The sequence below is a fragment of the bacterium genome, from assembly GCA_016873475.1.
Lineage (GTDB): Bacteria > Krumholzibacteriota > Krumholzibacteriia > JACNKJ01 > JACNKJ01 > VGXI01.
This window is the reverse complement of record VGXI01000042.1, coordinates 1-19,621: the sequence shown is the minus strand read 5'-3', so window position 1 is coordinate 19,621 and position 19,621 is coordinate 1. Positions and strand designations below refer to the sequence as shown.

Genomic DNA, 19,621 nt, shown 5'->3' with positions numbered 1-19,621 from the left:
AGCTGCCGCTGGCGATCATCGCCGTCCTCAACAGCCTGGTCTCCGTCTACTACTACCTGCGCGTCATCTACCTGATGACGATGAAGGAAGAGTGGGAGGAGGCGCCTGCCATCGCCGTGCCCGCGGCCGTGGCGCTGCTGCTGGCGGGCGCCGTGCTGCTCGTGCTCTGGCTCGGCGTCGCGCCAGGCGACTTGCTCGCCGCCGCGGCCTTCGCGGCCCGCGCGCTCTGAGGCCGCGCCGGCTTGACCGGGCGCGAAGGGGAAGCGTAGACTCGCCCGCTCCCCCCGCCGGCCCCAGCGGGGCGCCAAGGACGGCCGCATGACCCGCCGCTCGCCTCGCGTTCACCTCGCCCGCGCGCTCGCGCTGGCCGCGCTCGGCCTGCTGGCGCGCGGCGCCCCGGCGGCGGTGGAGATCTTCCCGCTCGCCGAGCTGCGGCCGGGCCTGCGCGGGGAGGGTCTCAGCGTCTTCGCCGGGGACAGCATCAGCCGCTTCCCGGTGGAAGTGCTCGACCGCATCAGCGGCCGGGCGCCCCACGAGCTCGTGCTCGTGCGCTGTCTCGGCGAAGAGCTGGCGCGCAGCGGCGTCAGCCAGGGCATGAGCGGCAGCCCGGTCTACATCGAGGGGCGCTGGCTGGGCGCCATCGCCTTCAACTTCAGCTTCGCCAAGGAGCCCCTGGCCCTCGTGACCCCGGCGGCGGCGATGCTGGCCCTGGCCGAGGAGGCAGCGCCGGGCCGGCGCGCCGGCGCTCGCGCGGCGGGCGACGCGGGGCGGCGCTGGGCCTACCTGGCGCCGGACTGGTCGGCGGCCGCGCCGGCGGATCGCCTGGATCCCGCCCTGCCCCTGCGCCTGGCGGTGGGGGGCCTCGCGCCCTCGGCCTTCTCCGGCTTCGCCGAGCGCTACCGGCCCAGCGGCCTCGAGCTGATGCCTCTCGGCAGCGCCGCGGCCGGCACGGCGCCGGCGGCGACGGCCCTCGCCCCCGGCGCGGCGCTGGCCGTCGAGCTCCTGCGCGGCCCCATCGCGACGGCCGCCCTGGGCACCCTCAGCCACGTCGAGGGCGACCGGCTCTGGGCCTTCGGGCACCCTTTCCTCGGCGAAGGCGCGAGCGAGCTGCCCCTGGCGACGGCGCGCATCCACGCCGTGCTGCCCAGCCTCCTCAACTCCTTCAAGCTCGGCGCCCTGGGCGAGCCGGTCGGCACCCTGCTCGCGGACGGCGAGGCCGGCATCTACGGGCGGCGCGGAGAGCCCCCCGCGCTGCTGCCGCTGCGGGTCCGCTTCACCGAGGGCGGCCGGACCCGTGAGGCCGAGTTCGGGCTCGCGCGGCACGCGCTGCTCGGCCCGCTGCTCGCGCGGCTCGCCGTCGACGGCTGGCTGGCCGGGAGCCTGGGCGAGCAGGAGCTGGGCACGCTCGCGCTGGATCTGCGCCTCGCTCCCGCGGGGGCGTCCTCCCTGCGCCTCGGCGAGCGCATCGGCGGCCGCGGGGTCGGCGCTGCGGCCGCCGCCTGGCTCGCCTCGGTGCTCGCCCTGCTCGCCGACAACCCCGCAGGACCGGTCGGGCTCGACTCCCTCGCCCTCGATCTCGGCTGGGAAGCCGACCAGGAGCCGCTGCGCCTTCACGACCTCGGCCTGCGCAGCGCCGCCCAGCGCGCCGGCGAGCCCTGGCAGTTGCGGCTCCGGCTCGCCCAGGGCGAGGCCGGGCTGCGGGAGCTGGCGCTCGAGTTTCCGGACGCGCGGCGCGCGCCCATCGAGCGGCTCGCCGGCGGCGCCCTCGCGCCGGGCGACTACCGGCTGCACGTCGCCGACGGCACCAGCTTCGAGCGCTGGAACGCCGCGCGCCAGCCGGCCCTCTACGACATCGCCGACCACGCCGGGCTGCTCGCCCTGCTCCCCCGCCTGGCCTCGAGCGCCGAATGGGTGATCTGGCTCGAGGCGCCGGGCGAGGATGCCGTGCTCGGCGGCGCCGAGCTCAGCCTGCCCCTGCGCTACCGTGCCCTGGCGCCCCTGTCGCGGCGCGACGAGCTGCTCAGCGCGAAGGAGCCGCGCCGCATCGTCGCGCTGCAGCGACTGCCCGTGGCGCCGGGCGCGGCGGCGGAAGGCCATCTCGGGCTGCCGGTCAAGGTTCTGGACACCCCGCGAAGGAGCAAACCCCGATGACACCCGCCCGCGCCGCGCTCGCCGGCCTCGCCCTGTTCGGCAGCCTCCTCGTCCTGCCTCTGCGCGCGGGTTTTGTCGGCACCGAGTACTTCCGCTACGCGCGGATGGAAGACTACGAGAACGCCAGCTTCCGCGAGCTGATCCTCGCCGACGACGGCAGCTGGCGTCTCGGTCCGCGCTGGGAGGACCTCTTCGGCGCGGAGATCGACTTCTTCTCCGAGCTGGCGGCCGCCGGGGACCAGTTCCTGATCGCCGGCGGCGGCAACCCAGGCACCCTCATCCTCTTCGACCGGCGCACGGAGCGCGGCCGCGAGATCCACAGCGCGCCCGAGCTGCTCTTCAGCTGCGTGGAAGCCCTCGCGGACGGCGGCTGGGCCGTGGGCAGCGGGCCCGGCGGCGTCGTCTACCGCGTGAGTCCGCGGGGAGAGGTCAGCGAGCTGCTGCGCACGGAGCAGGAGTTCGTCTGGGACCTGCTGCGCGAAGGCAAGCAGCTGTACATCGCCACGGGCAGCCAGGGTCTCATCCTCCGCCACGATCTCGCGCGCGGCGAAACCGCGCGCTTCGCGAGCCTGCCCGACCGCAGCGCCTTCTGCCTGACGCGCGACGGCGAGGGCCGCCTGCTCGCCGGCTCCAGCGGCGCCGGCCTGCTCTACCGCTTCCGGCCCGACGGCACCGGCGAGCAGCTCGCCGACTTCGATGCGGAGGACGTGCAGGCCCTGGTCGCGGGGGCGGATGGCACGATCACCGTGGCCGTCGCCCAGGCCGAGGAGGACTGCAAGGAGAACTGCGCGGCGGTCTACGCGCTCGCCCCCGACGGCCGCCTCGAGAAGATGCTCGGGGCCGACTCGGCCTTCATCGGCGACCTGCTGCCCGCCGCCGGTGGCGGCATCTGGGTGGCAGCGGGGGACCCCGGCGAGTTGGACCGGCTGGTCGCGCCCTACCACGGCGAGGTGCTGGCCGTCGAGCCGGAGCGCTACTACAGCGACCTCGCCCTGGACGCGGACGGCGAGACGCTCTGGCTCCTGCAGTCCAAGCCGGCCCGGCTCACGCGCATCGGCGGGCGCGCCGAGCAGGGCACCCTGACCTCGGAGATCCTCGACCTCAACAACCGCAGCCTGGCCGGCGCCCTGCGCCTGGAGGCGGAACTGCCCCGCGGCTGCGGCCTGGCCGTCGAGGGGCGCGCGGGCCACGGCAGCGAGCCGGGCGAGGGCTGGACGGACTGGACGCCCGCGCGCCCGGATACCGAAGCTCCGGGCGAGAGCGTCGGCGTCAGCCACCGGCTGGCGCTGCCCGCGGCGCGCTACTTCCAGTGGCGCGTCCACTTCACGGGCGCGGACGGCCGCAGCCCGCGGCTCTACCGCGTCACGGCGAGTTTCCTGCCGCTCAACCGCAGCCCATTGATCGGCAACCTCGCCCTGCTGCGGCCCGAGGCGGGACCCTTCGAGGACGCCATCGACCTCGGCGGGCGGCCCGTCACGCAGGTGCTCGAGCGCGGCGTGCGCGTGCAGTACCAGCAGAAGGGCGAGCCCGAGCCGTCCGCAGATCCCGACTTCGCCGGTTTGCGCGGCCTGCGCGAGCTGCACTGGGACTGGCTGGACCCGGACGCCGATCGCCTGCGGGCGCGCATCGAGCTGCAGCGCGAGGGCGAGCCGGCCTGGCAGACCCTCGTCGAGGACTGGACGAGCAACACCTGGACCTGGGACACGCGCGGCTTCGCGGACGGCCAGTATCGCCTGCGGCTCACGGTGGACGACGGCCTGGACAACGCCGCCGGCTTCGCGCGCGCGAGCGAGGCGCTCAGCGAGCGCGTGCTCCTGGACAGCGCCCCGCCGACCTGCGCCCTGCGGCTCGAGCGCCAGGGCGGGCGCCTGCGCCTTGCGGGCCGCGTCGAGGATGCGACCAGCCTGCTCACGCGCGTGGAGCTGCGGCTGGGCGAGGAGCCCTGGCGGAGCCTCGCGCCGGCGGACGGTCTGATGGACCGCCAGGCGCTGGCCCTGGACCTGGATCTCGGGCCCGCGGGCGCTGCCACGCGGCTCGAGCTGCGCGCGAGCGACGAGTACGGCAACTGGGGCTACTACCGGCGCGGCCTGCGGGAGGATGGGCAGGCGCCGCCCGGGCCGCGGCGGCGCGGCTCGTGAATCCGCGGCCGGAGGGCTTTCGGCGGGTCCTGCTGCTCGCCGACGGCGCGCTCGCGCCGCCGAACGCGAAGACCGCCTTCGCGGTGCTGCGCTTCCAGCCCGAGCGCGCCGTCGCCCTGCTGGACCGCGAAACGGCCGGCCGCAGCGCGCAGGCGGTGCTCGGCTACGGCGGCGAGCTGCCCATCCTCGCCAGCGTCGCCGAGGCCCTGCCGCTCGCGCCGGACAGCCTCCTCGTCGGCGTCGCCCCGGCCGGCGGCGCCTTGCCGCCCGCCTACGCGCAGTTCTGCGCGGACGCCCTGGCCGCGGGCCTGGATGTCGCCAGCGGCCTGCACCGCTTCCTCGGGGAGGATCCTGCCTGGCGCGCGCGGGCTGAGGCAGGGGGGGCGCGGATCTGGGACCTGCGGCGGCCGCCCGCCGCGCTGCGGGTGGCCTCGCAGCCGGGGCCGCGCCGGGCGCCCGTGCTGCTCACCGTGGGCAGCGACTGCAAGGTGGGCAAGATGACCGTCACCCTGCTGCTCGCCGAGGCGCTGGTCCAGCGCGGACAGCGCCCGCGGGTCCTGGCGACCGGGCAGACGGGTCTCTTCCTCACGGGCGAGGGCGTCTGCGTCGACGCGCTGCCGGCCGACTTCGTCGCCGGCGCCGTGCAGGAGCAGGTCGACGCCCTCTGCCGGCCGGCGCCCGGCGAGGCACCGCCCGACTGGGTGCTCGTCGAGGGCCAGGGCTCGCTCAGCCACCCGGCCTTCTCGGGCGTGAGCCTGGGTCTCCTGCACGGCGCGGCGCCCGCGGCGCTGCTCCTCTGCCACGAGGCGGGGCGCAGGCGCACTTCGCACACGGAGAGCTGGCCGCTGCCCGCGCTCGTCGAGGTGCGGCGGCAGGTCGAGGCGGCCGCCGCCTGGCTCCAGCCTGCCCCGGTGATCGCGGTGGCGCTGAACACGGCGGCCCTGGACGAGCCGGCGGCCCGCGCCGCCTGCGCCGAGACGGCGGCCGCCCTCGGCCTGCCGGCCACGGACCCCCTGCGCTTCGGCGCCGGCCCCCTCATCGCGGCCCTCGACGCCGCCAGGAGGCCGGCATGAAGACGGCGGTCGAGATCCTGCGCCTGCGCACGACGCACCCCTTCGTCATCGCCCGCGGCGGCGCGCAGGTCTTCGAGAACCTCCTGCTGCGGATCGAGGCGGACGGCCTCGTCGGCGAGGGGGAGGGCAGCCCCACGCACTACTACGGCGAGACGCGGGCGATCAGCGAAGCGGCCCTCGGCTACCTCCTCGAGGGGTTGGCTGCGCCCCTCGCCGCCGCCCTGGGCGCGCTCTCGCCCGAGGCGATCGCCGATCTGATGGCGCGCGCGGATCGCCAGCTCGCCGCCAACCCGGCGGCCAAGGCCGCCCTCGACGGCGCGCTCTGGGACCTCTACGGCAAGCAGCAGGGGCGGCCCGTGTGGCGCCTGCTCGGCTTCACGGAGCCCCTGCGCCTGGAGAGCTCCTTCACGATCGCCCTCGCCGAACCGGCCCAGATGCTGGCGCGCGCGGAGCAGGCGGTGGCCGCCGGCTACCGCATCCTCAAGCTGAAGGCGGGCAGCGAGCGGGATATCGAGGTCGTCGAGGCGATCGCCGCGGCCACGGGCGCGCGCCTGCGCGTGGACGCCAACGGCAGCTGGCGCGCCGCCGACGCCCTGGCGAAGTGCGAGCGCCTGGCGCTGGCCGGCGTCGAGTTCGTCGAGCAGCCCCTGGAGATGGACGACCTCGCCGGCTATCGCGCGCTGGTTGGCCGGGCGCCCTTGCCGATCGTCCTCGACGAGTGCGTGCACGGCGCCCTCGGGCTGGAGGTCTTCGGCGAGCTGGCCGACGGCGTGAACCTGAAGATCTCCAAGCTGGGCGGCATCACCCGCTGCCTGCAGATCGCGAAGAGCGCCCGCGAGCTGGGCCTGGACCTGATGATGGGCTGCATGATCGAGAGCAGCCTGGGCATCGCCCAGGGCTTGCAGCTCGCGCCCCTCCTGCGCTGGGCCGACCTGGACGGCGCGCTGCTGCTCGCGGAGGACCCTTTCGCGGGCTTGACGGCGCCGGCCGGCGTCTTCACCCTGGGCGAGGCGCCCGGCCTGGGCGTCACGAGGAGGTCGGCGGCGGGATGAGACTGCGGCAGGTGGCGATCGTCGGCGACGCGGATGCCAGCCCGGCCGCCGAGGCCTTCGCCGAGGCCCTGGGCCGCGCGATCGCGCGCCACGGCTGGGCGCTGATCTCGGGCGGCCGCGAAGGCGTGATGGGCGCGGCCAGCCGCGGCTGCCGAGCGGCGGGGGGCATCGTCGTCGGCATCCTGCCGACGGCCGACGACAGCGCCGGCAACGAGCACTGCCAGGTGCAGTTGCCCACGGGCATGGGCTGGACGCGCAACAGCCTCACCGCCCTGGCCGGAGACGTCGTCGTCGCCATCGGCGGCCGGGCGGGCACGCTGACGGAGATCGCCTACGCCTGGAGCTACGGCAAGCCGATCCTGGCCGCGACGGGGCTCGGCGGCTGGAGCGAGCGCCTGGCCGGGGCGGCCATCGACGACCGGCGCCCGGACCGCCTCCTGCCCGTGGCGAGCGCCGCGGAGGCCGAGGCGGCGCTGCTCGCCCTCCTCGGCCAGGCGTCCGCGTGAGCGCCCTGCCCCAGATCCGTGCCAGCGGCCTCGCGGAGCTGCCGCGGCGCCTGCTCTGGCTCGGCCTCGCCCTCGGCCTGGTCGAGCGCCTGCTCGCCTGGCTGCTCTTCGGGCCAACCCTGCCCGCGCACGGCTACGAGTCGGGCGTGATCGCCGACAACCTCCTCGCCGGGCGCGGCTACGTGATGCCCTTCTACTTCAGCGAGGTCCCGGTCCGCTCCTTCATCCCGCCCCTCTATCCGCTGCTGATGGCCGCCTTCAAGACCCTGGGCGAGCACTGGGTGACCCTCCTGCGCGCCCTGCAGATCCTCGCTTCCCTGGCCAACGCCTGCCTGGCGGCGGAGATCGCCGGCCGCTGGTTCGGCCGCCGCGCGATGGCGGTCAGCTTCTTCGCCGTCGCGCTCTACCCCGTCTTCGCGATCTACTCGCTGGCCATCTTCTCGACCACCCTGATCATGACCTGGGTGCTGGTCCTCATCAACCTCATGGACCGCGTCGACGAGCCGCGGCCCCTGCGCACGGGCGCGCTGACCGGGCTCTTCCACGCCCTGGGCATCCTCAGCTCGCCGCCGCTGGGCCTGCTCGGCCTGCTCTTCCTCTTTCGGCTCTGGCGCTATCGCCATCCCGGCCGTCTGCGGCGCACGCTGGCCTACCTGGGCGTGCTGCTCGCGGTCTGGAGCCCCTGGATCCTGCGCAATGCGCGCGTCCACGGCACCCTGCTCCCGACGAGCACGAACGGCGGCTTCAACTTCCTCGTCGGCAACAACCCCTACGCCGGCGGCTACACCTGGGGCGATTTCACGCTCGAGGAGAACTTTTGGCGGGTGGTGGAGCGCGAGCAGGTGGAGCGCCTGCCCGAGCCCGCCCTCGAGCGCTGGTTCTACCAGCGGGCCTTCGCCTACATCGCCGCCGATCCCTGGCACGCGCTCGGCTTCTTCCTGCGCAAGGTCTACTACTTCTGGTGGTGCCAGGACGTCAGCCGCTTCGGGTATCCGACCGCCTGGAGCGTCGGCTACCAGTCGCTCTACGCGTTCTGCCTGCCCTTCATGCTGGCGGGGATCGTCCTCTGGGCCCCGCGCTGGCGACGCCTCTTTCCCGCCTACTTCCTGTTCGCCCAGTACAGCCTGCTCTACGGGCTCTACTTCGTGCGCAGCCGCTTCCGCTGGGAGATCGAGCCGCTGCTGCTCGTCTTCGCCGTGGCGGGCGGCTGCGAGCTGTTGCGCCGCCTGCGCGGCGGCGCCCTTGCGGAGGCCGCGCAGTGATCCATCCCATCCTCTTGGCGGCCGCCATCAGCGGGTTGGGCGCCCAGCTCTACAAGGTCGTCGCCGAGAGCCTGCGCGCGCGGCGCCTGAAGCTCTACCGCTTCTTCGAGACCGGCGGCATGCCGAGCAGCCACACGGCCGTCGTGACCAGCCTCGCCGTCGGCGCCTGGCGCGTGGCCGGCTTCGACTCGCCGCTCTTCGCGATCACGGCGGTCTTCAGCCTGTACTTCATCCTCGAGGCGACGGGGCTGCGCCAGGAGGTGGGCAAGCAGGCGCGGGTGCTCAACGAGATTCTCGACGAGCTGATCGACAGCCATCACTTCGCCCGCGAGCGCACGCGCGAGCTGCTCGGCCACACCTGGAGCGAGGTGGCCTGGGGTTTCCTGCTCGGACTGGCGGTCACCCTGCTCCTCGTGCGGGGCTGAGCCGGCCGCCCGGCCGCCGCCAGGAAAACCTTGACGCTTTTTCGCCGCCGCCGCACCATCCGCGCCTGGAGGCTCGGCGGCTCCTGGGCATCCTCCACGGCGGGTCCTCCACGCACCCGGTCTCAGGAGGTGACGGGATGAAGGTACTGGCGGTCGTCAATCAGAAGGGCGGCTGCGGCAAGACCACGCTGGCTATCCATCTGGCGGCGGCCTGGGCCAAGGAGGGCTTCCGCGTCCTGCTCGTGGACCTCGACCCGCAGGGCCACGCCTCCCTCGGCCTCGGCGTCGAGGTGGAGTACTGCGCCCGCGGCTCCTACGATCTCCTGAGCGACCCCTCGGCCGCCCTCGCCGAGATGGTGGTGCCCGTCGCGGAGCAGCTCGACCTCATCCCCAGCGGCATCATCCTCTCGGCCGCCGAGCAGGAGCTCGCCCGCCAGCCGGGCCGCGAGAGCCGTCTGCGCAGTGCGCTGCTGCGCCACGGGGAGGCCTTCGACTGGGTGGTGGTGGACACGGCGCCCTCGGTGGGCCTGCTCACCTTCAACGCCCTCGTGGCCGCCGATGCCCTGCTCGTTCCCGTCGACAGCAGCACCTTCACCCTGCACGGCTTGCAGAAGATCCTCGAGACCCTGGAGGTCCTCGAAGAGGAGACGCGCCGCCGACCGGCCTGCTTCGTCGTCGCCAACCAGTTCGACCCGCGCACGCTCTTCAGCCGCGAGCTCTACGCCGAGCTGGCCGCCAACTCGCGCATCCGCCTGCTCGAGTCGCGCGTGCGCAGCAGCGTGCGCGTGAAGATGGCCGCCGCGAGCGGCGTGCCCGTGATGCGGCTCGCTCAGCCCGGGCCGGTGCGCCTCGACTTCGAGAACCTCGCCGAGGAGCTCTGGAATCACCTGACGGCGCTCAGCCTCGAGCGCGACCGGGAGCTCGAGTCGCTGCTCTTCGGCCCGCAGCTCTGCGACGAGGGCGTCCGCTTCCGCCTGCGCGCGCCCGAGGCGCAGGACGTCTATCTCACGGGCACCTTCAACCACTGGAACCCGGGCGGCATCCCGCTGAAGCCGCTGCCGGGCGGGAGCGGGGCCTGGGAGGTCACGCTGCCCCTGCCGCCGGGCAACTACGAGTACCGCTACATCGTGGACGGGCGCTGGGTGACCGATCCCAGCCACCAGCAGACCCGCCTCAACGAGCTGGGCGTCGAGAACTCGCTGCTCGTCGTGGGCGGCTAGGCGAAGCCCGGGGCGCCGATGGGACTCGCGAGCGGAGAGCGGCGCCGGGACAACCACATCCGCAGCATCTCCTGGCTCTTCCTCGGCGAGAGCCGGCCCGCGGCGCCCTTGTTCGAGGCGGCGAGCGCGACCTGCCGGCTCTGGGGCGAGCCCGGCTCGCCCTGGCCCCTGGCCCTGGCCGCGAATCTCGGCCTCGCCGCCTGGCGGCGGGGCGAGAGCGCTTGCCTGGAGCTGCCCGCTGCGCGCCTGGCCGTCGTCGCCCGGCTGCTCGGCGCGCCGCCGGCCGCGCTTGGACTGGGCTGGCGGGGGGAGGGGCCGCTGCCCCGCCTCGAGCCGCTGCCGGGGCTCTGGCTCACCGGCAGCGGCGGGGGCGCCGCCCCGCCGGATTGCCGCTGGCGCTTCGCTCTCGACGAGGAGCGCCTGCCCCTGCCGGCGGCGAGCCCCATCCTCGCGCTGCTCGAGACGGCCGACTCGCCGCTGCCCCTGGCGGCGGGGGCGCCGCTCTTCTTGCTGGGCCTGGAGTGCACGCCCCTGCCGGCGGCGAGCCCCATCCTCGCGCTGCTCGAGACGGCCGACTCGCCGCTGCCCCTGGCGGCGGGGGCGCCGCTCTTCTTGCTGGGCCTGGAGTGCACGCCCCTGCCGCGGCCAGGGGTGACGGGCATCTGGGGCCCGCTGGCCCGACACCAGCTGCTCGATCCGGGGCGGGGCGGCGAAGCGGCCCTGCGCGCCGGGGAGGGGTCTGTCCGCCGCCGCTACGGCGGCTTCCTCGAGGCCCTGCGCTCGCTGCCCGCGCCGGGCCGGGGGGAGGGGTACTGGTGAGCCTGCCCCTGGCCAGCCACGAGCGCGAGCCGGCCATGGAGCCCGTAATCGCCGTGCTCCTGCGCCGCTTCGAGCTGCAGCTCGCCCAGCTCGACTCGCGCATCCGCGTGGAGGCCAGCCCGCTGCGGCACGTCTACCGCCTCGACGACCAGGTCCTGGCTGTGCTCCACCTGCACCGCGACCTCTTCCGCCTCGAGACCGGCAGCGAACCGAGCTGGGAGGCGCGCATCCGGAGCCCCGAAGAGGCGCTCGCCGGGCTGGCCCGCGTCCTCGACCACTACTGGCGCCTGCTCGCCGGCCCTGGCGCGCGGCGCGAGGCCTGACGCTCGCGCTCGCGCCTGGACTTGCCTGTTCGCATCGGGCATCATCGCTGCGCCCGCGGCCGCCCCGCGCGGCAAACCCACGGGAGAACCATGAAGGACAAGCTGCTTGCGGCCATCGAGACCGCGCGCGCGCGCGGCGCCGACTACGCCGATGCGCGCTGGGTCGAGAGTCGCACCGAGGAGCTGATGGTGAAGAACGGCAGCCTCGCGATCGCCGAGTTGCGGGGGACGCAGGGCGTCGGCATCCGGGTGCTGAAGGGCGGCGCCTGGGGCTTCGCCGCCACCGATCGGCTCGAAGGCGACAGCCTGGACGCGGCCGCCGCGCGCGCCGTCGCGCTGGCCGAGGCCAGCGCCCGCGTCATGCGCGAGCCCGTGCGGCTCGCCGCCGAACCCGCCCTCAAGTCGAGCTGGGCGACGCCCAGGCAGATCGATCCCTTCGCGGTCGCCCGCGAGGAGAAGCTGGACCTCCTCACGGGGGTCGAGGCCGAGCTGCACGTCGACCCGCGGGTCAAGGTCGCCCAGGCGCAGATGCTCTTCGATCAGCAGCAGCTACTCCTCGTCTCCAGCGAAGGGGCCGAGCTCGCACAGGACCTGCTCACCAGCGGCGGCGGCCTCGTCGCCATCGCCGCCGATGGCAGCACCATCCAGCGGCGCAGCTTCCCCGACTCGGCGGGCGGCATGCACCTGGGCGCCGGCTACGAGGTGATCGCCGAATTCGACCTGCCGGGCAACGCGCGGCGCACGGCCGAGGAGGCCGTCGCCCTGCTCGCGGCCGATCCCTGCCCGGTGGGCGAGAAGGACATCCTCCTGGACTGGTCGCAACTCGGCCTGCAGATCCACGAGTCCTGCGGCCACGCCAGCGAGCTGGACCGCGTGCTCGGCATGGAGGCCAATTTCGCCGGGCGCAGCTTCCTGACGCCCGAGAAGCTGGGCAACTTCACCTACGGGTCGCCGATCGTGAATCTCGTCGCGGACAGCACCCTGCCGCGCGGCCTGGCCACGCGCGGCTGGGACGACGAGGGCGTCGCCGCCCAGCGTTTCCACGTCGTCGAGGGCGGCCGCTTCGCCGCCTACTTCACGAGCCGCGAGCTGGCCGCGGTCGAGAAGAACCCCCGCAGCCGGGGCTGCAACCGGGCCGAGAGCTGGAATCGCATCCCGGGGGTCCGCATCCCGAACCTGGGCCTCGCGCCCGGCCGCTGGGAGCTGGACGACCTGATCGCGGACACCGAGGACGGTATCTGGATGGAGACGAACCGCAGCTGGAGCATCGACCAGATGCGGCTGAACTTCCAGTTCTCGACCGAGCTGGGCTGGGAGATCAAGAAGGGCAAGAAGACGCGGCTCCTGCGCGGCTGCACCTACCAGGGGCGCACGCCGGACTTCTGGGGCGCCTGCGACGCCATCTGCGGCGACAAGTGGTGGCGGCCCTTCGGCGTCCTCAACTGCGGCAAGGGGGAGCCCGGGCAGATCGCCCGCATGACGCACGGCTCCGCGCCGGCTCGCTTTCGGAAGATTCGCGTGGGGGTGAGCGAATGATCCAGGAGCAGGAGTTCCGCGCCATCCGCGACCGCGTGCTGAAGGCGAGCCAGGCGGACGAGACCGAGCTCACCCTCGGCGGCGGGCGCGAGGAGTTGACGCGCTTCGGCGAGAACCGCATCACGCAGAACGTCTCCGAGGAGCGCTACGAGCTGCGGGTGCGCGTGCGCCTGGGCCGGCGGCAGGGCCTGGCGACGACGAACGACCTCTCGGCCGCGGGCCTGGAGCGCTGCGTGGCCAATGCCGAGGCGCTCGCGCGCATCCAGCCCGAGAGCGAGCGGGTGATTCCCTTCCACGCCGGCGGCGAGCGGCGCGAGGAGGCGGCCTGGGCCGCCGACACGGCGGTCGTCGACACGGCGGCGCGCGCGCGCTGGGTGGAGACCGCAGTCCGGGTGGCCGCCGGCGAGGGCATCGAACTGGGGGGCATCGCGCTGTCCAGCGAGGGCTCGATCGGCGACTACGGCGAGATCGAGCCCTTCGCCGTTGCGAACAGCACGGGGCTCCTCCGTTTCGGCCGGAAGACGCGCGCCATCTTCGAGGTGAGCGCGGCGAAGGCGGATGGCGCGGGCCGCAGCCGCATCCTCGCGCGCTCCGCCGCCGCGGTGGATCCCGAGGCGATCGCCCGCGACGCCTGCCGCCGCTGTCTCGAGAGCCGGGCGCCGCGCAGCTTGGCGCCGGGCGACTACACGGTGGTCTTCGAGGCGGAGGCCGCGCAGGACCTGATCTTTTTCCTCGGCTACCTGGGCCTCAACGGCCTGGCGGTCGCCGAGAAGCGCAGCCCGCTCGGCGATCGCCTCGGCGAGCGCGTCTTCGGCGAGAACATCACCCTGCGCGAGGCGCCGGCCGATCCGCGACTCTTCGGCCTCGGCTTCGACGGCGAGGGCGTGGATACGCAGGCCATCGCCCTCATCGAGCGGGGCGTCTTGAGGAGCTTCCTGCACGATCGCACGAGCGCGCATCTGACCGGACAGGCCCCGACCGGTCACGGCCTGCCGCAGCCCAACAACTACGGCGCCTTCATGCGCTTCCCGCTGCTGGAGGGGGGCGAGGCGAGCCTCGCGGCGCTCATCGCCGGCGTGGAGCGCGGCGTGCTCGTCACGCGGCTCTGGTACACGAACGTCGTCGATCCGATGAAGATGATCGTCACGGGCATGACTCGCGATGGCACCTTCCTCATCGAGGGCGGGGCGATCGCGGGGCCGGTGAAGAACTTCCGCTTCAACCAGAGCCTGCTCGAGCTCTTCGGGCGGGTGGAAGCGCTCGGGCAGGAACAGGCCCTCGGCGGCATGGTGCTGCCCCACCTGCGGGTGCGGGATTTCCGCTTCAGCAGCGGCACGGACTTCTAGCGTCTATCGGAAGTTCTCAGGCATCTCGGGGAGCCGGCAGGCCGTCGGCTCCCCGATCGTCCTTCTAAGCTTTTGCAAGGTAAGAGCTTGCGGAAATTGAGCCGCTCTCGTGCCGCGTGCTATACTCTTCCCCATTGTCAGCGCTTGCCACCCCTCTCCCAGGTTGCTGGGTAGAAAACCACCATGCAGGAGACCCGGATGAGCCTTCGTCTTGTTCACCCGTTGCCTCGCATCTGCCTGCCCCTGCTTCTCCACATCAGTCTGCTTGTCGCCACCAGCCTGCCCGCGGCGGCGGCCCAGGTCGAATGGACCTGGCAGGCCGAGCCGGCGCTGCGCGCCCTGGCGAACGGCGAGGACCTCGCGACCCTGCTCGCCGGGCGCGCCTGGCAGACGGAAGCGGCCGATCAGCCCGCGCTGCCGCTCTACCCGCTGAGCCTGGCCATCCCCAGCGGCGAGCGCGTCGTCAGCGTCCGTCTCGAGCCGGTCCTCAGCGACCGCATCGCCCTGGCTGCGCCCCTGCCCGCGCCGGCCGCCATCCTCGGCGAGAACGGCCCGCAGCGCGGCGCCCCCAGCCAGCCGGCGGCGGACTTCGTCCACAGCTTCGCGACCGCGAGCTATCGCGGCTTCGCCAGCGCGGAGATCGCCGTCGCGCCCCTGCGCTACACGGTCACTGCCGCGGGACCGGAACTCGAGCGCCTGCTCGCCGCGCGCGTCAGCGTGGTGACGGAGCCCGATCCCGGCGCCGTCCTGCCCCTGCGCCAGCGCGCCGAGGAGCTCGCCCAGGCGAGCGAGCGCCTGCGCGCGCGGGCGGCGAACAAGGCCGACGTCGCGCGCTTCGCGCCGGCCAGCGCGCCGCGCCGCGACGAGGGGATCTTCGCCCCGCGCTCGCTGCCGAGTCTCGAGGGCAGCGGCGTCGACATGGTCATCGTCTGCGCGCCCGAGCACGCGGCGATCTTCCAGCCCCTGGCCGACTTCAAGCTGAGCCTGGGCATTCCGACGGTCGTGCGCGACACCGACTGGATCCGCGCCAACTATCCCCAGGGGGCCGATCTCCAGGAGACGATCCGCTTCTTCCTGCAGGACGCTCTCGCCAAGTGGGGGATCCGCTTCGTCATGATTGCCGCCGACACCGATTTCGTGCCGGTGCGCTTCGTGCACTCCTACTTCAAGGACCCGCCGGAGGACATCCCGGCCGAGCTCTACTACGCCCAGCTCGACGGCACCTGGAACGGCGACGGCGACCAGCACTTCGGCGAGTCCAACTACGCGGGCGCCCAGGGCGACGCCGCCGACATGATCGCGGACGTCTTCCTCGGCCGGTTGCCGGTGCGCGACGCCCAGGACGCGCAGCTGATGGTCGACAAGATCATCGCCTACTCGAGCGCGCCCGACCCGCAGTACACGACGAACATGAGCTTCTACGCCGAGGTGCTCTTCCCGGCGGACTGGCAGATCGGCGATCCGGTCGAGTTGATCACGCGCAACGGGGCCGACTACGCCGAGGACGTCAACGACACCTTCGTGACGCCCCAGATGGACGTCCTGCGGCTCTACGAGACCCACTGGCTCTACCCGGGGACGCAACCCGAGTCCCCGACGGCGGCGCTCAACGACCTGGGGACGCGGGCGCACGTCGTCCTCCACGTCGGCCACGGCTTCCGCTACACGATGTCGATGGGCACGGGTCCGGTCGTCGCCAACGACATGTTCGCCCTCACGAACGGCCTCGATCACCTCTCCTTCATCTACGCGCTGAACTGCACGTCCTGCGCGATCGACTACAACTGCCTCGGCGAGTCGGCCTTGCTCGCCCCGGCGGGCGGTAGCATCGCCGTCGTCGGCACGATGCGCGAGGCCTTCCCGAACACCAGCGTGTACTACCAGAACTCATTCTTCGGCTATCTCTTCGGGGACAGCCTGAGCCTGGGCGAGTGCTTCACGCGCAGCCACAACGACTGGTACCTGCTCGCCACCGTCGAGGGCAGTCACCGCTGGACGCAGATGAGCTACGTCCTGATCGGCGATCCCTCGGTCGACGTCTGGCTGCAGGAGCCGCAGACCCTGAGCACGGCGCTCGTCGAGCCCTACACGCTCAGCAGCAGCCTGCTCAAGCTCCAGGTGAATCGCGGCGGTCAGCCCCTGGCCGGCGTGCGCGTGATCGCCGACAAGGCGGGCGAGCACCGGGGCGAAGGCATCACCGACGCCAACGGGCGCGTGGACATCCCCTTCCACGCCGAGACGCTCGGCTTCATCAAGACCAGCGCCCTCTCGCGCAACGACCTGCCCGGCTTCGGCCAGGTGAACGTGGGGGCGGCGAGCGGGCCGCGACTGGCGGTCGAACTGCTGGCTGTCGTGGACGATCCGAACCTGAACGCGCAGGTCGTGGGCAATGCCGACGGGCTCCTCGACGCCGGCGAGACCGTGCGCCTCAACTTGCGGGTGCGCAACAGGGGCAGCGCCCCGGCCTCCGCGTTGACCCTCGACATCAGCCTGCCGGGCGGCGAACTGAGTGTGCTCCAGGGGCAGGTGATCAGCGGTCAGAGCGTGCCGGCGGGCGGCCAGATCGACCTGCCGGCGAGCTTCCTGCTCGCGGCGCCGCTCAGTCTGGCGGACCGCCGGAACCTGCTCGTCGACTTCGCGCTCAGCTATACCGGCGGCGCCGAGCAGGACCAGCTCGACATCGTCAGCCACGCGCCGCTGCCGCGCCTCTTCGCCTTCAAGATCGACGACGCTGCGGGCGACGGCGACGGCCAGCCGGACGCCGGCGAGACCTACACGCTCCTCCCCGAGTGGAAGAACTACGGCAGCACGCCACTCGCCGGCTGGACGGCCAGCCTGAGCGCCATCGATCCCGACGGCCAGGTGCTCAGCGGTCCGGTGGCCCTGCCGGCCATCGGCCTGCTCGGCCGCGGCAGCTCGGCGGGGATCAGCCTCCTGGAGACCAGCGTCGCCAGCCCGAACCGCTTCGCGCTCACCTTGAGCGGACCGTTCGGCCAGGCGGTCCTGGACACGATCACCGTGCGGCGCCCCAGCGCGCCGCTCTTCCTGATGCTCGACTCGAGCCAAGCGAGCACCGTCATCGACGCCTCCTGGCCGATCCCGACGCCGGCGCCGGCGGGCTACCTGGTCTACCGCGGGACCGCGCCGGGGGGGCCCTACGCGCTGGTCTCGACCGAGCCGACCCGCTACGCCTACTTCCGCAACGAGCAACTCGAGGAGAGCACGACCTACTACTTCATCGTCGAGAGCGTGGACTCCTCCGGCTTCCGGAGCGCGCCGACCGCCGAGTTCCCCTGGAGCACCAACCCCGCCATGCTGGAGGGCTGGCCGCTGCAGACGAACTTCGGCACGGCGAGCAGCGCAGTGATCGGCGACATCGACGGCGACGGCGACAAGGAGATCGCCGTCGGTGCCGAGCTGCTCTACGCCTGGCACCACGACGGCGTCGAGATCGCCGACGGTGACGGCAACTCCAGCACCTACGGCGCGCTCAGCCCCAACGGCGGTCAGTTCACCGCCGGCCTCGCGATGGCCGACGTCGACACGCTCTACCCGGGCCTGGAGATCATCGGCGCCTCGCGGGCGCCCAACGGTCTCTACGTCTACCACGGCGACGGTAGCCTGGTGACCGGCTGGCCGCGGAGCCTGCCCAACTGGTGCTGGGCGACGCCGGCGGTGGCGGATGTCGACGGCGACCAGCTGGCGGAGATCTTCGCCGTCTGCATCGACGGCACGCTGCGCGCCTACAACTGGGACGGCACGGCCCAGATCGGTTCGACGGGCATCTTCGCCAGCGGCCTCGGCACCTGGTCGCGCTCCAGCCCCAGCCTCGCCAACATCGACGCCGACGCCGACCTGGAGATCATCCTCGGCAGCGGCGGCGCGCGGCGGCTCTACGCCTTCAATCCGAACGGCACGGCGGTGCCGGGCTTCCCGGTCCTCCTCGGCGCCGAGATCCACTCGAGCCCTTCGATCGGCGACCTCGACGGCAACTACGACATGGAGATCGTCTTCCTCTGCGAGAACGACTCTCTGTACGTGTTCAACCACAACGGCACGCGCTACCCTGGCTTCCCGGTCTTCCTGGCCAGCAACGCGGCCGGCCTTGCGCCAAGCCCGGCGCTGGTCGACTTCGAGCAGGACGGGCAGATGGAGATCGTGGCGGCGGGCGTCTATGCCTACCACAGCATGGATCTCACCGTGCTGAGCAGCACGGGCGTGCCGCGCCCCGGCTGGCCGAAGCACTTCGAGGAGAGCAGCGAGGGCAGCCCGGTGGTGCTCGACGTCGACGGCGACGATGAGCTCGAGATCCTGCTCGGCATGGAGAGCGGCTTCCTCTTCGCATTCAACGAGGACGGTTCGGACGTCGCCGGCTTCCCGATCCTGACGGACGCGGAGCTGCGCAGCTGCCCGACGGGCGACGACCTGGACGGCGATCTCGATCTCGACGTCGCCCTCTATGGCTGGGACGCCTTCTGCTACGTGTGGGATATGAACGTCTTCTACAAGAACGGGCTCGCCCAGTGGAAGATGTTCCGGGCGAATCCGGCGCGCACGGGCGTCTTCACGCCGGAGGAGCAGATCGTCGCCAGCGAGGAGTTGCCGACGGATGCGCCGGCCGGCCGCCTCTTCGCGAACTTCCCCAACCCCTTCAACCCGAGCACGAAGATCAGCTTCGCCACCCCGGCAGGACAGGGCAGCGTCCAGGTGACGCTGACGATCCACGACGTGCTGGGCCGGCGCCTGGCGACGCTGCAGGACGGCGCCCTGCCGCGCGGCAGCGCGCACAGCGTGATCTGGGACGGGAAGAGCGAGAGCGGCAAGCCGGTCCCGAGCGGTGTCTACTTCGCCCGCGTGGCGATGGACGAGCACCTGCACTCGCGCAAGATGGTGCTGCTGAAGTGATATGGAACGGCCGGTGTCAAGCCGGCTCATGATCTCCGGCCCGGGTCGCCTCGGCGGCCCGGGCTTTTCAATGGGGGCGAGGCCAGCTTCGATGGCGAGTCACACTGATATCCGCGTGCTGGCTAACGCACTTTACGAGGCTCGCCCGGGGCTGCCTCCATCTAGTCTCGCGTGCTCGGGCTGGACCCTAACGCATACTTCAATCGAGGATTCCCCTGCCATGCCTCGCCCCCAAACCTGTTGACCGCTACTTGCTGAGCATACTCAGGGCCTCCCAGACAAAGGCGCAAAGCTCGCGCGCCACGGCCGTCACGGCCTGGTTCTTGTGCTTGGTGGCCCGCAGGTGCCAGAAGCGCTTGTACAGCCGATGCTGGGCCTTCACGGCCACGGCGACCACGCCCGGATCCTGACCCATGCGCCGGCGCCTGAGAATGAGGTCGGCACCGGCCCGGTGGTGGTAGTGCCAGGCAGCCTCGACCAGCACCCGCCGCAGGTAGGCATTGCCGCTCTTGGTGATCGGCCCGCGCCGCTGGATGTCGCCACTGGATCGCTCGCCGGGGATCAGGCCCGAGTAGGCCATCAGCTGCCGCGGCGAGGCGAAGCGGCGGATGTCGCCGAGCTCGGTGAGCAGGGTCATGGCCGTCAGCAGGGCGATGCCGCGGAAGCAGCAGAGGGCTTCGGCGCCCTCGCGCCAGGGCGGCTGCTGGGCGAGCCGCTCGATGGCGGCATCGAGGGCGCTCCTCTGGCTCTCCAGGTACTCCAGGTGCTCGAGGTGGTGGGTGATGATCAGGCCCAGCGGGCCCGTGAGCTCCCGGGCCGTCGCAGCCAGCCAGGCCCGATGCGACTGCGTCCAGTTGGTCTTTTC

General features: G+C 72.8%; 13 protein-coding genes. 12 read left to right on the top strand and 1 reads right to left on the bottom strand.

Translation table 11 applies throughout. The features are described from left to right. Window positions 1-318: 318 nt before the first annotated feature. From FJ251_05555 to FJ251_05500, 12 genes are all read left to right on the top strand, one after another. A complete protein-coding gene (locus FJ251_05555; GenBank protein ID MBM4117200.1) occupies window positions 319-2,151 on the top strand; it encodes a hypothetical protein in 1,833 nt (610 codons plus the stop codon). Between the two features lie 1,942 nt (window positions 2,152-4,093). Then, window positions 4,094-5,362 (top strand): DUF1611 domain-containing protein, encoded by a 1,269-nt coding sequence (locus tag FJ251_05550; GenBank protein MBM4117199.1) that lies wholly within the window; start codon window positions 4,094-4,096, stop codon window positions 5,360-5,362. After that, window positions 5,359-6,414 (top strand): dipeptide epimerase, encoded by a 1,056-nt coding sequence (locus FJ251_05545; GenBank protein MBM4117198.1) that lies wholly within the window; start codon window positions 5,359-5,361, stop codon window positions 6,412-6,414. The genes FJ251_05550 and FJ251_05545 overlap by 4 nt, the downstream gene beginning before the upstream one ends. Further along, window positions 6,411-6,920 (top strand): TIGR00725 family protein, encoded by a 510-nt coding sequence (locus FJ251_05540; GenBank protein MBM4117197.1) that lies wholly within the window; start codon window positions 6,411-6,413, stop codon window positions 6,918-6,920. The genes FJ251_05545 and FJ251_05540 overlap by 4 nt, the downstream gene beginning before the upstream one ends. Next, window positions 6,917-8,182 carry a hypothetical protein gene (locus tag FJ251_05535; GenBank protein MBM4117196.1) on the top strand — a complete coding sequence of 422 codons (1,266 nt, stop codon included), beginning with the start codon at window positions 6,917-6,919 and terminating at the stop codon, window positions 8,180-8,182. The genes FJ251_05540 and FJ251_05535 overlap by 4 nt, the downstream gene beginning before the upstream one ends. Continuing rightward, window positions 7,528-8,607: a divergent PAP2 family protein gene (locus tag FJ251_05530; protein ID MBM4117195.1), complete on the top strand. Its 1,080-nt coding sequence runs from the start codon at window positions 7,528-7,530 to the stop codon at window positions 8,605-8,607. Before FJ251_05535 ends, FJ251_05530 begins: the two co-directional genes overlap by 655 nt. 137 nt (window positions 8,608-8,744) lie before the next feature. Next, window positions 8,745-9,827, top strand: coding sequence for a hypothetical protein (locus FJ251_05525; GenBank protein MBM4117194.1), 1,083 nt, complete (start codon window positions 8,745-8,747; stop codon window positions 9,825-9,827). A gap of 18 nt (window positions 9,828-9,845) precedes the next feature. Beyond that, complete coding sequence (locus FJ251_05520; GenBank protein MBM4117193.1) at window positions 9,846-10,646, top strand: hypothetical protein; 801 nt, start codon at window positions 9,846-9,848, stop codon at window positions 10,644-10,646. Further along, a complete protein-coding gene (locus FJ251_05515) occupies window positions 10,643-10,969 on the top strand; it encodes a hypothetical protein (GenBank protein ID MBM4117192.1) in 327 nt (108 codons plus the stop codon). The genes FJ251_05520 and FJ251_05515 overlap by 4 nt, the downstream gene beginning before the upstream one ends. A gap of 90 nt (window positions 10,970-11,059) precedes the next feature. Next, window positions 11,060-12,505: a TldD/PmbA family protein gene (locus tag FJ251_05510; protein ID MBM4117191.1), complete on the top strand. Its 1,446-nt coding sequence runs from the start codon at window positions 11,060-11,062 to the stop codon at window positions 12,503-12,505. Beyond that, complete coding sequence (locus FJ251_05505; protein MBM4117190.1) at window positions 12,502-13,851, top strand: TldD/PmbA family protein; 1,350 nt, start codon at window positions 12,502-12,504, stop codon at window positions 13,849-13,851. Before FJ251_05510 ends, FJ251_05505 begins: the two co-directional genes overlap by 4 nt. A gap of 198 nt (window positions 13,852-14,049) precedes the next feature. Beyond that, window positions 14,050-18,756 (top strand): hypothetical protein, encoded by a 4,707-nt coding sequence (locus FJ251_05500; GenBank protein MBM4117189.1) that lies wholly within the window; start codon window positions 14,050-14,052, stop codon window positions 18,754-18,756. A gap of 247 nt (window positions 18,757-19,003) precedes the next feature. Here FJ251_05500 and FJ251_05495 read toward each other — a convergent pair. Continuing rightward, window positions 19,004-19,621 (bottom strand): transposase (locus FJ251_05495; GenBank protein ID MBM4117188.1); only part of this gene is annotated, 618 nt, incomplete at its 5' end.